The 14,122-nt window shown below is 40.4% G+C and carries 12 protein-coding genes; 6 read left to right on the forward strand and 6 right to left on the reverse strand.

Going from position 1 to position 14,122, the window contains the following annotated elements; translation table 11 throughout:
• Positions 1–28: 28 nt before the first annotated feature.
• Both ABDW32_RS02745 and ABDW32_RS02750 read right to left on the reverse strand, forming a co-directional pair.
• A complete protein-coding gene (locus tag ABDW32_RS02745) occupies positions 29–493 on the reverse strand; it encodes an SRPBCC domain-containing protein (RefSeq protein ID WP_343559098.1) in 465 nt (154 codons plus the stop codon).
• 1 nt (position 494) lies between these two features.
• The gene (locus ABDW32_RS02750; protein WP_343559100.1) at positions 495–815 is read right to left on the reverse strand and encodes a metalloregulator ArsR/SmtB family transcription factor; all 321 of its coding nucleotides are present in this window, start codon (positions 813–815) and stop codon (positions 495–497) included.
• A 437-nt stretch (positions 816–1,252) separates the two neighbouring features.
• Here ABDW32_RS02750 and ABDW32_RS02755 point away from each other — a divergent pair, with 437 nt between their 5' ends.
• The 6 genes from ABDW32_RS02755 to ABDW32_RS02780 all read left to right on the forward strand — a co-directional run bounded on the left by ABDW32_RS02755 (position 1,253) and on the right by ABDW32_RS02780 (position 11,144).
• The gene (locus tag ABDW32_RS02755; protein WP_343559102.1) at positions 1,253–4,402 is read left to right on the forward strand and encodes a TonB-dependent receptor; all 3,150 of its coding nucleotides are present in this window, start codon (positions 1,253–1,255) and stop codon (positions 4,400–4,402) included.
• A gap of 2 nt (positions 4,403–4,404) precedes the next feature.
• Positions 4,405–6,324 (forward strand): RagB/SusD family nutrient uptake outer membrane protein, encoded by a 1,920-nt coding sequence (locus ABDW32_RS02760; protein ID WP_343559103.1) that lies wholly within the window; start codon positions 4,405–4,407, stop codon positions 6,322–6,324.
• Positions 6,325–6,361: 37 nt separating this feature from the next.
• A complete protein-coding gene (locus tag ABDW32_RS02765) occupies positions 6,362–7,531 on the forward strand; it encodes a DUF5000 domain-containing lipoprotein (protein ID WP_343559104.1) in 1,170 nt (389 codons plus the stop codon).
• Between the two features lie 33 nt (positions 7,532–7,564).
• Entirely contained in the window at positions 7,565–8,773 is a 1,209-nt protein-coding gene (locus ABDW32_RS02770) for a DUF4998 domain-containing protein (RefSeq protein WP_343559105.1), read from the forward strand.
• A gap of 45 nt (positions 8,774–8,818) precedes the next feature.
• Entirely contained in the window at positions 8,819–10,108 is a 1,290-nt protein-coding gene (locus ABDW32_RS02775; protein ID WP_343559106.1) for a hypothetical protein, read from the forward strand.
• Positions 10,109–10,487: 379 nt separating this feature from the next.
• Positions 10,488–11,144 carry a hypothetical protein gene (locus tag ABDW32_RS02780; RefSeq protein ID WP_343559108.1) on the forward strand — a complete coding sequence of 219 codons (657 nt, stop codon included), beginning with the start codon at positions 10,488–10,490 and terminating at the stop codon, positions 11,142–11,144.
• Positions 11,145–11,386: 242 nt separating this feature from the next.
• Here ABDW32_RS02780 and ABDW32_RS02785 read toward each other — a convergent pair whose 3' ends face one another.
• The 4 genes from ABDW32_RS02785 to ABDW32_RS02800 all read right to left on the reverse strand — a co-directional run bounded on the left by ABDW32_RS02785 (position 11,387) and on the right by ABDW32_RS02800 (position 14,122).
• Positions 11,387–11,533, reverse strand: a complete 147-nt coding sequence (locus tag ABDW32_RS02785) for a hypothetical protein (protein WP_343559109.1) — start codon at positions 11,531–11,533, stop codon at positions 11,387–11,389.
• A gap of 28 nt (positions 11,534–11,561) precedes the next feature.
• Positions 11,562–12,125, reverse strand: coding sequence for a biliverdin-producing heme oxygenase (locus tag ABDW32_RS02790; protein ID WP_343559111.1), 564 nt, complete (start codon positions 12,123–12,125; stop codon positions 11,562–11,564).
• A gap of 102 nt (positions 12,126–12,227) precedes the next feature.
• Complete coding sequence (locus ABDW32_RS02795; protein ID WP_343559112.1) at positions 12,228–13,235, reverse strand: hypothetical protein; 1,008 nt, start codon at positions 13,233–13,235, stop codon at positions 12,228–12,230.
• A gap of 83 nt (positions 13,236–13,318) precedes the next feature.
• Positions 13,319–14,122, reverse strand: a complete 804-nt coding sequence (locus ABDW32_RS02800; protein ID WP_343559114.1) for a hypothetical protein — start codon at positions 14,120–14,122, stop codon at positions 13,319–13,321.

The raw sequence follows: 14,122 nt of genomic DNA on the forward strand, positions 1-14,122 counted from the left end.
TTGTTTTTGGTTTAATTAGTTGTGCGTGTTAGATCTGTTTGGCCGCGACTTCCTCAAGTCTGTTGTGGGCGCTATTAATGCCTTGTGCAAAGGGCATTTGAAGGAGCTTGTCACGGAATTCAATGGACTGAAATATAATATGCATGCGGAGTTTGCTGCTATTGTCGGTTACTTTTTCGAAGTACAGATATTCCAACTGCACCGGGAAAGGGCTGTCTTCCATTTCAAATGTTCTCGTGATTTTCTCATTTGGTATAAATTCGTGTATTGTGCCGTTCGCTTTAAATACAACATTATTATTGTGGGAAGTTTCAAAGGCATAGGAGCCATGTTTTTGATTATCCCATTTCAGAACTTTGGTTCCCATCCATTGTTCAAAGATTTCAGCTTTTTCATATGCTTTAAACAAAAGTGATAGCGGTAAATCAAATTCCCTAGTGATCAAAATTTCCTGCTTAGCCTCTTCGGCATGGATTTTTGTTTTCTTTTCCATCTTATTTGTCCTTGTAGTTTTTCATAATTTCTTCCAATTTGTTAAATCGATCATCCCACATGTCGCGGAAGGGTTCAATAAAATCAGCGATTTCTTTCATTTTTGGTGGATTGAGCCGGTAATAAATTTCGCGCCCATGTTGCTCGGATTTCAGAAGTTCACATTCGCTAAGAATCTGCAGGTGCTTGGATACCGTTGGCCTTGCGGTGTTAAAGTTTGCCGCAATAGCTCCTGCGGTCATGGATTGTGACACCAAAAGAAGGAGAATGGCTCTTCTGGTTGGGTCTGCGATAGCTTGGAAAACATCTCTTCTTAAATTCATTGTGAAGTTATTTGACTACAAATTTATGTGTTGCCGTTTAACTACGCAAGTATTTTTATATTTTTTTTCCTCGTTTTAGGTCGGAATAAGCGATTGGATTAGGTGTGGATTAATTATATGAATTTTTAGGATGTTAAATGGATGTTTAATACGTATAAACATTCTTTAATATGTATGTACAATTGATTGTTTTGTTAATCCGAATTTAATGGTATTGATGGCTTTTCTGAGTTGACTTTATTTTTTCTATAAAAAGGATAGGTGATAATAATGTGTTTGTTTGCCTATATAACAACGGTATTTCTATGCAATCGCTTGCTTTGAGCTTTTTTCTTAAAAAAATAACAAAAAATTTGAAATTAAAATTTTAATATGTAACTATGTATGTACAAATAAAGATTATTTAATACAAACCTGTTTTTAACTAACCAAAAATTATGAGCCAAAGTATCATTTCTTACTTTAGGATGCGCGCTCTCCTCTGTCTGTTTTTGATGGGGATCTTTGCGCAATTATGCAATGCTCAGTCTGGCAGTTTTACAATTAGAGGGAAAGTGGTGGATCAAGCTGGGAAGGGCTTGTCGGGAGTAAGTGTATTGTTGAAAAATACTAAGACTGGATCGACGACTGACTCCATTGGGAGCTATACGATCAAGGTGCCTGAAACGAAAGGTATTCTTGTTTTTTCCTTTGTCGGGTATATGGGGGCCGAAGAGGAAATCAAAGGGCGTAATCAGATTGATGTTATCTTAAAAGATAATCAAAGTGCGCTTGGAGAGGTTGTTGTCGTGGCTTATGGCCACCAAAAAAAGGAAAGTATGGTCAGTTCGATTACGACGATCAATCCTAAAGAATTAAAAGGACCTACCAGCAACCTGACAACCATGCTGGCAGGCAGGCTATCCGGTGTCATAGCTTATCAACGCAGCGGTGAGCCTGGCGCAGACAATGCGCAGTTTTTTATCCGCGGAATCACATCTTTTGGCAGTGGTAAAGTAGATCCATTGATTTTGATTGACGGTATGGAATCCACGCCAACGGCTTTGGCAAGGCTCCAACCGGATGATGTTGCGGGGTTTTCAGTTCTTAAAGATGCAGCAGCTTCTTCTTTATACGGTGCCAGAGGAGCAAATGGTGTTGTCCTGGTGACGACCAAGACCGGTTCAGATGGAAAGACCAAATTTAACTTTAGACTGGAGAACTCAATCTCCACCAATACGCAGAACTTTAAGCTCGCCGATAACATTACCTATATGAGGCTGGCCAATGAGGCTGTACTGACAAGAAACCCTATAGGTGAATTGCCTTATTCCCAGAATAAGATTGATCGTACGATTGCCGGCGACAATCCTCTGTTATATCCTAATAACGACTGGATAGGGCTAATGATTAGAGACCGTACGATGAATCAACGGTTCAACTTTAATATGAATGGGGGTGGGAAGGCCGCTCAATATTATATTTCGGGAACATTTAATCAGGACAATGGTATATTAAAAACCAATAAACAAAATAACTTCAATAATAATATCAACCTTAAAAGTTATGAAATCCGCTCCAATGTAAATGTTAAGTTGACGCCTACGACCGATGGAGCTGTTAAAACATCTGGAAGCTTTGACGATTATACGGGTCCAATAGGAGGCGGAGGTTCTATATTTAGAAGTGTTTTAACTTCTAATCCGGTATTGTTTCCTGCAATCTTTCCTGCTTCAGACCTGCCCAAGGTAAATCATCCATTATTTGGAAATGCAGCTCTGGCAGACGGTAAGTTCTATAACAATCCTTATGCTTCCATGGTTTCAGGCTTCCAGGAGTATAATACGTCTACTTTAAATGTTCAGCTGGAGATTAAACAGGATTTTAATTTTCTGACGAAAGGGCTGACTGGTCGTCTGATGGCGTATACACAACGTTATTCTTATTTTACATTGACCCGTCAGTACAATCCATTTTTTTATCAGGCAAATCCCACAAATACAAATGATAAGGGGTATAATTTATCATTGCTGAATGAGAAAACAGCTACCGAATATTTGAATTACAGTGAGGGGGCTAAAATAGTCAATACAAATACTTATGCTGAAGCAGCGGTTAATTATAACCGGACATTTCGTGAAAAACACAATATCAGTGGTCTATTGATCACGATTATGAAAAATTACCTGAACGGTAATGCCGGAAATCTACAGGCATCTTTACCCTTTAGAAACCTGGGACTCTCTGGACGATTTACCTATGATTATGATAACCGTTACCTGCTCGAAGCCAATTTTGGTTACAATGGATCTGAACGTTTTGCTAAAAAGCAACGATATGGCTTCTTTCCTTCCATTGGAGTGGGGTGGAATCTGAGTAACGAGGCTTTTTTTAAACCAATTGCCCCCATAATTACAAGAATGAAATTACGGGCAACGTATGGACTTGCTGGAAATGACCAGATAGGAAAACCCGAAGATCGATTTTTCTACCTTTCTGATGTCAATCTGAATAATGCTGGTAGAGGCGCTTTTTTTGGTGAGGAATATGGCTATTACAGGCCCGGTGTATCCGTCTCCAGATATGCCAACGATGATATTACCTGGGAAAAGGGGAATACAACCAATCTTGGGTTGGACCTAAGTATATTAAATTCATTGAATCTTGTGGTCGAAGTGTATAAGCAACGTCGAAGTAATATCTTGATGGAAAGAGTTTATATCCCGACGACAGTCGGTTTAGAACCTAAAATTAGTGCAAACGTGGGCAAGGCAGAGGGGAAGGGTGTGGACCTATCAATGGATTATCATAAAACATTTGGAAATGCCTGGATTCAGGCAAGGGGTACATTTACCTATGCGACCAGTAAATTATTGGTGAATGAGGAGCCTGCTTATCCCGAGAATATGTATTACCTGTCCCGTGTAGGGCATTCATTGGCTCAAAATTATGGTTTTATTGCCGAACGTTTATTTGTTGATGATGAGGATGTAAGGAGCTCACCAAGGCAGAATTTCGGGGAAGTAAGAGGCGGAGATATTAAATACCGTGATTTGAACGGTGATGGTGAAATTACGAATCTGGATATGGTTAATGGGCTGGGGCATCCCGTAACACCTGAGATTACTTATGGATTTGGCTTTTCTTTCGGTTACAGGAATTTTGATATCAGTGCCTTTTTTCAAGGTTCCGGAAGATCATCTTTATTTATAAATCCGGAAGCAATTTCGCCGTTTATTCTTAAAGACGGTATGCAGAGCGGACTTCTGGATGTAATTGCCAAAGATCATTGGTCCGAGGATAATAATAACTTATATGCTTTTTGGCCACGTCTCAGCGCAACCGGAAATGAGAATAATAATAAGCCGTCCAACTGGTGGATGCGCAATGGATCTTTTCTGCGTCTAAAAACCGTGGAAATCGGATATAATCTGCATGAGAAAATAGCAAAAAGATTTGGTTTGGGGGGCATGCGTATCTATGCGAACGGAAGCAATCTATTTTTAATCAGTGCCTTTAAAATGTGGGATCCGGAGCAAGGTGGGAATGGATTGGGTTATCCGATTCAAAAAGTATTTAATATAGGAGTAAATGTTCAATTAAACTAATTATGAAACAGTCTAATTTTCTACGCAGAAACATCGGGAAATATTGCCTATTTGTCACTATCTTAATCATCTCAGGCTGTAAAAAAAGCTTTTTAGACGTAGTCCCGGACAATGTGGCGACCATAGATCATGTCTTTGCAAATCGGGTTGAAGCGGAAAAATATTTATTTACCTGTTATTCTTATCTACCGCGGGAGGGGAATCCTGATATGAACCCGGGTTTCAACGGAGGAGATGAAACCTGGACTTACTGGCCAATGACGCTGGATTTCTTTTCATTGGATTCCTATGAAATTGCCCGGGGGCTACAGACCAAAGTTAATCCAAAAATGAACTATTGGGATCGTTATGATAGCCGTTCGCTATGGACCGGAATTCGCAATTGCAATATTTTTCTGGAAAATGTCGATAAAGTGATTGATCTAGAACCTTATGTAAAAGATAGGTGGGTCGCTGAAGTGAAATTCCTAAAAGCCTATTTTCATTGGTATTTATTTAGAATGTATGGACCTATCCCTATTCTTGACAAGAATTTCTCCACGACAGCGACACCTGAAGAAGTAAAAACCTATCGGCAGCCAGTCGATTCCGTTGTTAATTATATTTCAAATTTAATTGATGCGGCATCTTTCGGAAATGCCAATGTGGGTTTACCGGCTAAAATAAATAATCGTTTTACTGAGCTGGGTCGTGTGACCAAGGTGGCGGCATTGGCTATCAAAGCGAGGTTATTAGTTACTGCGGCGAGCCCATTGTTTAATGGGAATACTGATTATGTTAATCTAAAAAATAACGATGGAAAGCCGCTCTTTAACCCTGTTTACGATGAAAAAAAATGGGTAAGAGCAGCTGAAGCCTGTAAAAAAGCCATTGATATGGCTTTGGAGTCGGATGTCGCCCTATATCGTTTTGTTCCGAAAGCCGGTACGGTAAATGAAGACACCCAGATTGAGATGAATATCCGTAATGCAGTTTGTGAAAAATGGAATAAGGAACTGATCTGGGGATCGACTGCAGATGGATCACCAACTTATTGGATACAACTTTTTGCCTGTCCACAGTTGGATCCCAATAATATCAGTAGGGAACTCAAAGGTAAATATGCACCGACATTGAAAATGGCCGAACTGTTCTATACTAAAAATGGAGTTCCCATCGATGAGGATAAGGATTGGGATTATGCAAACCGATATGAATTAAAAACGGTTAGTGCCCAGGATAAGGGCATGCAGGAGGGGTATCGTACTGTTGGCTTGCATTTTGGCCGCGAGCCACGATTTTACGCCGACATCGCATTTGACGGTTCTAAATGGCTGATGTCAAATAAAGAATATGAGATCAAGAGTAAATCGGGTGAACATAGCGGTAAAAAGCAACCCCGTATGTATTCCATTACAGGGTATTATACGAAAAAGCTCGTCAATTGGAATTTGGTAGCTACCGAAACCTCAACTACCGTAGAATCGTATCCTTGGCCAATTATGCGTTTAGCAGATCTTTATTTGCTATATGCTGAGGCATTAAATGAAAGTGGAAATTCGAACGCAGCATTACCTTATCTCAATCAGATCCGTGAGCGTGCAGGACTTAAATCCATCGAAGAATCATGGACAGCACATTCCAAACGACCAGATAAATACACAACCGTAGCGGGACTGCGGGAAATTATCCATCGCGAACGTGGTATCGAGATGGCCTTTGAAGCGAGCCGTTTTTGGGACCTTAGACGGTGGAAAACAGCATCGAAACTGCTCAATGAACCCGTTTATGGCTGGAATATTACACAGGAAACAATAGAGGAGTATAATAGCCGAGTATTTTTGTTTAATCAACGATTTATTGCCCCGCGTGATTATTTATGGCCTATCAATGATTATGCCCTTCAGATCAATCCCAATCTGGTTCAAAATACAGGTTGGTAAAATAGATAATTGATATTCAATTTAAATCATAGGAATAATGAAACAGATGATATATAAGGTTTTAGGCACGGTGTTATTGCTATCTATATATGCCTGCAAACAAGATGAAATCGGTCCTATTCAGAATGACGGAATCGCTCCGGGTCCAGTCAGCAATATAATAGTGAAAAATTTAAACGGTGCAGCAGAAATTACTTACGATGCTCCCAAGGATCCGGATCTGCTCTATGTTAAGGCGGTATATACTGCGCCAAATGGAGAGATTCGGGAGACAAAGGTCAGTAAGCACAAAAATACAGTATTGGTGGAGGGTTTTGGTGATACGAGAGCTTATGTCGTCAGCTTAACGGCTGTAGATAAAGGGGAAAATGCCTCAGCTATCGTGAATGTGACCGTCAATCCCAAAGAACCGCCTATGAAGTTGGTCAAAGAGACTATTGAGGTAACCCCAGACTTTGGCGGCGTCAACGTCAGTTATGAAAATGCAACGGCAGCCAATATGGCCATAGTGGTAATGACCAACGACTCCTTGGGACGCTTTGTACCTGTTAATACACATTATACTAATCTTAAGAAAAGTGTTTTTCCGACTAGAAATCTAAAAGCAGAGGAGGCTCGATTTGGTGTTTTCGTCCGTGATCGATGGGGCAACCGTTCGGACACCTTGTATCTGAAACTAACCCCATATTTTGAAACTAAATTGGATAGGACGAAAATGAAAGGACTAATGCTGCCTACGGATGCCGGATTGGATTATGGTGGAACTATGGCTGGGTTGTTTGATGGAAGTGTAGGGGACGGTACGTTCTACCATTCGGATAATAAAGCAAAGATGCCACAGTGGTTTACGGTTGATCTTGGAGTTACCGCAAAGCTGAGCCGTCTGGTTTACTTTATGCGGCAGGCATTCTATTATGGTCTGCATAATCCACGCGAGATTGAGATATGGGGTTCCAATAACCCTTCAGCTGATGGGAGCTTTGCAAATTGGGTATTGCTGACAAAATACACTGCAGTGAAACCTTCGGGATTACCCGAAGGACAACTTTCACAGGCCGATAAGGCGGCTGCGGAGGCCGGAGAATCAGTACCCATTCCCAAAGAGGCACCCAAAGTGCGTTATATCAGGTTCAAAACACTGAAAAATTGGAGCAATGGAACCTATGTAAATTTCAATGAACTGGAGGCTTGGGGCGACCCACGATGATTAACCGAGTTTTATCATATTAAGCAGAACAAAATGAAACATAAATATATCGTTGCAAGCTGGGCAATACTTCTATGTATAGCTGCATTTTCATCCTGCAGAAAAGGAGACGAGTACAAGAAATTTTTTGGAGATGGAGAACTGATCTATGCGAGCAGGGTTGACAAAGTCATTGTGCATCCCGGAAATAGAAGAATATTGCTTTCTACTATACTTTCGGATGATCCACTGGTATCGAAGATTAAGGTCTCCTGGAACGAGGGTAAAGACTCTTTGGTGCAAACCATAACACGGGAGCGCGGAAAAGACACCTTGAATTTAATGATCAACAATCTGAATGAGGGCGTTTATAATTTTGTTATCCATACCTATGATGATAAAAACCGCACTTCCGTCGCATTGAATGTGTCGGGTACGGTGTATGGCGAAAGCTACAGCAGTTCTCTGGGAAATAGAAGGTTAAAAGCACTTAAATATGGCGCCGACGACAATATCCTTAATTTCTCTTGGGCGAGCCCCAATCTCGATGATATCGGTGTTGAGCTGTTGTATCGGCACAAAGATGGGGCTATGCGTACTAAGATGTTCGTGTCGAACAAAGTTGATACAACGTTGACAGACTTTGACGCAAGTACAAATTTTAGATATAGGACACTATTTAAACCAGATTCAAATGCTGTGGACACTTTTTCTGTAGCATATGTTGAACTTGCGGTTCCTGGGTTTGAACGGGAACTTGATAAAGCTAAATTTAAAGAATATGTGCTTCCAACAGACGCTACTACCAATCATGGATGGTTAATGCCATTTATGTGGGATGGTAATTACGATCCTGGCAATGGCTTTGCGACCATTAATCAAATGCCACAATGGTTTACCTTTGATATGGGAGTTTCGGCTACGCCAAGTAAATTTAAGATCTGGCAGGCTGCAGATCGGATTTATGCACAGGAGAATATGCGAAAATTTGAAATTTGGGGAAGCGATATGCCTGCAGGTGACGGGAGTTGGGGTAACTGGACAAAGTTGGCAAGCTGTGAATCGCGCAAGCCATCGGGGCTACCCGGTACAGAAAAAAACGACACAGATATTGCCTTTGCGAAGGCCGGCGAGGATTTTATTTTACCTCAAGGTTTACCAAAGGTAAGGTATATCCGTATCAAGGTACTAGAAACATGGGGCCAATCTATTTTTACTACAATAGGTGAGCTGAGCGTATATACGAGAGATAAGAATAATTAAAAAGTCTAAATCAATTACTATTATAAGATGCAAATGAATGTAAAAATGTTAGTGCTAGCAGGTCTATGTGCTTTTACTGGTAGTAGGAGCAGTTATGGCCAGGATGTGAGAACCATGGATAACTCAGGAAGAGTTGAAATTAAATCCAAAGCAGACGCTGTGAAAACAATGGCCGAACAATTGGTCAAAAAAGGTTTTACTGCTGGTGATGGTTACGGTGAAGTCTGGATAAGAGACCTGAATACTTTTGTCACCGTTGCCAGTACAGTTAATGATAAGGAATTGATAAAAAAACATTTACTTACCTTTTTTCAGTTTCAACAGCCCGACGGCGGTATTTTAGATGGTTATGTGCCCATCAAGAAAGGAGCTGTTCCGTATAATTATTATCATTCGACGTTGGCGCCTGACTACGCAGGGCACAAGAATACCGTGGAGACGGATCAGGAGACCTCATTGATCCAAGCAGTGGCAAAGTATATCAGAAGTACTGGGGACAAAAGTATTTTGAATAATAAAATCGGTGGAGTTTCTGTACAGAAGGGGCTTGAGCGGGCAATGGATTTTCTATTGACAAAACGGTATAATGAAAAATACGGATTATTATGGGGAGCGACAACTGTCGATTGGGGCGATGTCCAACCAGAACATGACTGGGGAGTTGTATTGGATGAGAATTCCCACCTGACAATTGATATCTATGATAATGCAATGTTTATCATAGCCATTAATGATTTTCTGGAAATTGCTGACCTGAGCAAAGCTGAACAGAAACATTGGAAGTCTATTAAAGACAAAATTGCGAGGAATGTCCGTAAGCATCTTTGGGATAAAAAGAATCAGAAATTTATACCACATATTTATCTGAACGGCTCGCCTTTTCCAGCTTCATTCAATGAATCTGAAATCTACTATCACGGCGGAACAGCTGTGGCAATAGAAGCGGGATTGCTCAGTAAGGCTGAAGTAAAAGTAGCCTACAGAAAGATGCAGGAGAACGTTAAGAAAGCAAATGCGGCAACCATCGGATTGACAATTTATCCGGTATATCCACAGGGGTTCTTTAAAAATGGGAGTATGGGGCCATATTCTTATCAGAATGGTGGTGACTGGACCTGGTTTGGTGGACGGATGATTTCACAGTTGATTCGCTATGATCTGATGGATGAAGCCCGGGAGGCGCTTGAGCCTATGTTGGACCGCGTTATTAAAAATAAAGGTTTTTACGAGTGGTATACGCCTGATAACAAACCACAGGGTTCGGCTAGTTTCAGGGGAGAAGCCGGTGTTTTGTGGACGGCAATTACCGATCTTGAGAAAAAAAAGGGTCAATAGCCCAGCCGCTTTAACAGGAGAGCTATCTCAAATAACAAATTTTGGCAACTGAGGTTATACATTAAGCTTTGGAACCCCGGGGCCAATACATGAATAAGGTTCAAGTTCTTTATGGATTTGGACCTTATTATTTATAACCTCCAACCTGCCCGCATATATTTAATGGGTAATGCGTCCTTTACCTAAAAAATAAAACTTTCAACTGATGAAATAGGGATAAAGTAAAGACAAGATCTCGTTCTATGGGTTTGCTCAGTACGGAGATTCGAATAGACGCGAAAGTATAGCGAATTTAAAATGGTATCCAGCGAATTGGAATTGACCTGTAAAGTTGAAGACAATAGTATTAATTTAGCATATACATTAGTGGTTTAACTTTATGAATACGCATTTATCCTATCTTAAAAAATTAACCGTTTTGGCAACAAAAACCTTATTTAAGTGTTATTTGTTGGCTATACTGTCAACAGTGTTTTATCTCGTTGTTGGGTATCTGCTGCTCGGGAGCAATTCGGGCGGCTCCTTTTTTTCAACGGCGGACTCCTTACAAGCCATTGGAAAGTTCCTGTGGTTGATCGGGTTGATCTTGTTGCCGATCCTACTTTTCCTATTTAGTAATAAATATGTTTTCTCGACTGTCGCCAGTAAGGTAGTGGAAGAGCGGCAAGATGATTTAATTATTCCTGCTTTGGATAAAGTGTTACTGGTCTTTCAATCCAACCAGCCCGATCTTATTCAAAATGCTGGTGACTATACTTTTGCTAAGCTCAAGTTGATCAACGAAGTGAAAAACACAAGGATTGAAAATCCCTGGATCAAGCGTATTGTGGTATTTGGGCTAAACAAGATGAGTTTCGACAGTTTAGATCTGGATAATAACAACAATTTTTATGATCTTGTAAAATCCAAATTTATCAGCGTATTGGAAATGCTGACCGAGGCAGATAATAAACCTTTTTGGATCTGTATTGCTATTCAATGGCTGATTATCCTGTTTATTTGGTTCGCTGGTTCCGGTGCTTCATTAATTGGGTAAAGCTAGACAAGAGATAGCGGTTGGCGAATCAGTTTTCTGTTGATTTCAGCGACCTAAAAAATCAGATAACAGGTTGCCATTAACGGTTTCATTAGTAGAGATATATCCCAATGAGTATGATATTCAGTGTTTTACTACCCTAATAAAAGCATGTTAAATTGGATAGAAAATAAAAAATGTGAAGCCGGTTGAACTCCACATTTCTATAACTTATACACTTTATCAAAACCTGTCTATTAAAACTAAATAGATACGCTACAGGACTTCGCCGCGAAGAAAAATACCGCAAGCCATACAAGTCCCTTGGCAAGGAAGAAGAGAAATGCCCCCATGCCGGCACGCTTCAACCATTTTGATTTATTGTCTCTATTGTTGTCTTTTTGCTCCATCTGAAGGATTAAACAATATCAGGCCTTTTTAGTTTGCACTTGTGATCGGCGTGAATACGTCTCCAAAGTTATAAAAAGTTTGGTTCGCAATTTCTACAGAACGATCATAAGTTGTGGAATCTTCAGCATATTTATTTAATACAGCCGTGAAGCCAGCCCACATCTCGCGGCTATTTTCACCATAACCTTCGAAGAAAGAGGTTCCCTTGGTGACACCATATTTGTTCAGCATCTGTACGATATACGGCCCACCCATAATAGAACCTTCTAGCACGTATAGTGATGCGAGTGCTTCCTGTATATTGGTTACAACTGGAGCTGTTGCATCCGGAAGATTATCGAGATTACCGCCTAAGGCTTCAATATCACTTTTGATATAAGACGAGTTGCGGCGTTCTGCCAGATCAGGTAATACTTCGGCTGTAACGAAAGGGGCTATGTTATCTTCCACCGCACGGAAATAAGCATAGAATCCTTTTAATACTTCAGCATAATCTGCTTCAGAACGAATATTTTTCAATTGACGCACGATCGTTCCTTCTACGTTTTGGTGAGCAGCGTGCGTCTGCTCTTTGATATGTTGACTTAACATGTTCTTCTTTTTATTTATAACGATTCTATACAAAGATTCGTATTTATTTCCAAATATCTATGCTGTTTTCTGATTTATCATCTATGAAAAGCGACAGGATTTTTATTCTACGATTTTGATCGGATATTGATAATATGGCGATGCTAAGAAAGTAGACCAATCACCCGATAAACTAAGTGATATCCCGCCACTGAGCGAAGTTGATACATTTGTGGGGGCATCATTTGGAATCTTGACACGAATTGACTTTAGGTCTTCTGAAATAGCCAAAAATTCCAAAGGAAAAGCGTCAGGATAGCCCGATTCGTTTATAAAATTAAATGAAACAGCGGAAAACAAAAGTTGTTTTGCTAGATGTCGAACGGGGATACTGATCACATCTCCTCTTTTTACTTCCCAGGTTTTCGGATGATTGAAATAAGGATAGGGATAGGCTGTTCCTGAGGTAATATGAACTATTTTTTTACTGCTTCTGACAGGGACTTGGTATTTATTGTTTACTTGAACATAATAATCACCGGCTGGAATGCCTGTCCCGTCATATTGGTCCGCAATAAATTGAAAGCTACTGAGCTGGTTTCGTGACGCAGCGATCAATGTGAATAATTTATTCTGATCATTTACCAGGAAAAGGCTATCACTGCCATCGGTAGCAAGATTACGGAATGGGATCGAATAAGTACCGCCCACTGCAAGCGGGAGCACTGTCTCTTCATCCACAAAGGAAGGCAGCACGGCTCCATTGGAAAGCTTGATTGTATAGACCTTGGTCGTACCATCCTGCGCTTTTACCTGATACTGAGCGCCATCATGGAGTGCAATTGCTGTTCCTGAGGCTGGGCTAATACTGGCATTCTTTGAGATGTGAATAACAGGGCTGATCGTCTCCGGAATAGGCCATTCAGTTGACCCAGGCCAGGAGACATGGATGTTCTCCCCATTCACTATGGCTACAATCGTATCTTTACCTGCATTGTAAGGGATTTTAAAGGAAGTAATTTCGGCATAAGGAGTAGGAGCAATCTCATATTCTTTTTTACAGGCCGAGAAGAGTATTCCTGCCAATAGCAACAGAGCAGGAAAGGTATATATGCTGTATCTTGTTTTCATATTAATCATGACTTTCGGTAGTCGAATAAAATATTCTTAATTTAATTAATCTGACTACGATCTATTGGTTTACTTTAGGATGGTCAATTATTGTAAAAAATCCGTATCGGATTTTTTAAGGTCACTTCGCGGCTGTAATAACGAAGCTTAATAAAATAGTCGCCAGCAGCAGGTACTTTGTTGTATTTAATATCCCGTCCGCTTCCTGTTACGCGTCCCTCGATGTCGTTTAGATTAAGCAGCATGTAGGCTTTTTCTACCGATGGAGAAGTTGCTGATGAGATACTTTTAAATGCATATTCCTTTCCGTTTTTATCGACTAAACTTGCCTTGGCCAGTTCGAGGTCACTTTCTGGTGTAGCGATATAGGGGTATGAGCTAAGGGTATTAAGGACGTAGATATCATTTCGGGTATACCAAAAGGTCTGATCATAGGCGATGGGATTATTTAAATCTGTGCTGACTTCCTGTGGATTGAGCGGGATTTGATCACTTTTTATGGTTAAGGTATACGTCGCACTACTTCCATCTGTGGCTGTCACAGGGTATTGTATGATGCGACCATTGCTGAAATAGTCCACCATATTGGTGATCAAAGTATCTGTCCCTTGCTTTAAAGTAGCTCCGGAAGCGACCTTTACTTCTGGTTCCAAGCTTGTCATATAAAGATTTGCTGGAAGAGTGACGGTAATGGTTTTATTGCTATTATCGATAGCACCAATAATTTTCTGATTGGTATTAATAATTTTAAAGCTGCTGATTCGAGCCATTTCTTCTTTTTCATAAGGCTGAGTTTCAGTTTTCGTACAGGAGGAGATAAATAGGCTTCCTATTAAAACACCTGAAGTTAATATTGATCTTTGTAGAGTTAATAATTGAGTTTTCAT

Source organism: Sphingobacterium sp. (assembly GCF_039596235.1).
Classification (GTDB): Bacteria; Bacteroidota; Bacteroidia; order Sphingobacteriales; family Sphingobacteriaceae; genus Sphingobacterium.

Bases quoted from the DNA above. Each gene is read 5' to 3' on its own strand.
- ABDW32_RS02765 (WP_343559104.1), top strand. From the start codon at position 6,362: ATGAAACAGATGATATATAAGGTTTTAGGCACGGTGTTATTGCTATCT.
- ABDW32_RS02800 (WP_343559114.1), bottom strand. From the start codon at position 14,122: ATGAAAACTCAATTATTAACTCTACAAAGATCAATATTAACTTCAGGT.
- ABDW32_RS02790 (WP_343559111.1), bottom strand. From the start codon at position 12,125: ATGTTAAGTCAACATATCAAAGAGCAGACGCACGCTGCTCACCAAAAC.
- ABDW32_RS02760 (WP_343559103.1), top strand. From the start codon at position 4,405: ATGAAACAGTCTAATTTTCTACGCAGAAACATCGGGAAATATTGCCTA.
- ABDW32_RS02770 (WP_343559105.1), top strand. From the start codon at position 7,565: ATGAAACATAAATATATCGTTGCAAGCTGGGCAATACTTCTATGTATA.
- ABDW32_RS02795 (WP_343559112.1), bottom strand. From the start codon at position 13,235: ATGAAAACAAGATACAGCATATATACCTTTCCTGCTCTGTTGCTATTG.
- ABDW32_RS02745 (WP_343559098.1), bottom strand. From the start codon at position 493: ATGGAAAAGAAAACAAAAATCCATGCCGAAGAGGCTAAGCAGGAAATT.
- ABDW32_RS02785 (WP_343559109.1), bottom strand. From the start codon at position 11,533: ATGGAGCAAAAAGACAACAATAGAGACAATAAATCAAAATGGTTGAAG.
- ABDW32_RS02780 (WP_343559108.1), top strand. From the start codon at position 10,488: ATGAATACGCATTTATCCTATCTTAAAAAATTAACCGTTTTGGCAACA.
- ABDW32_RS02775 (WP_343559106.1), top strand. From the start codon at position 8,819: ATGTTAGTGCTAGCAGGTCTATGTGCTTTTACTGGTAGTAGGAGCAGT.
- ABDW32_RS02750 (WP_343559100.1), bottom strand. From the start codon at position 815: ATGAATTTAAGAAGAGATGTTTTCCAAGCTATCGCAGACCCAACCAGA.
- ABDW32_RS02755 (WP_343559102.1), top strand. From the start codon at position 1,253: ATGAGCCAAAGTATCATTTCTTACTTTAGGATGCGCGCTCTCCTCTGT.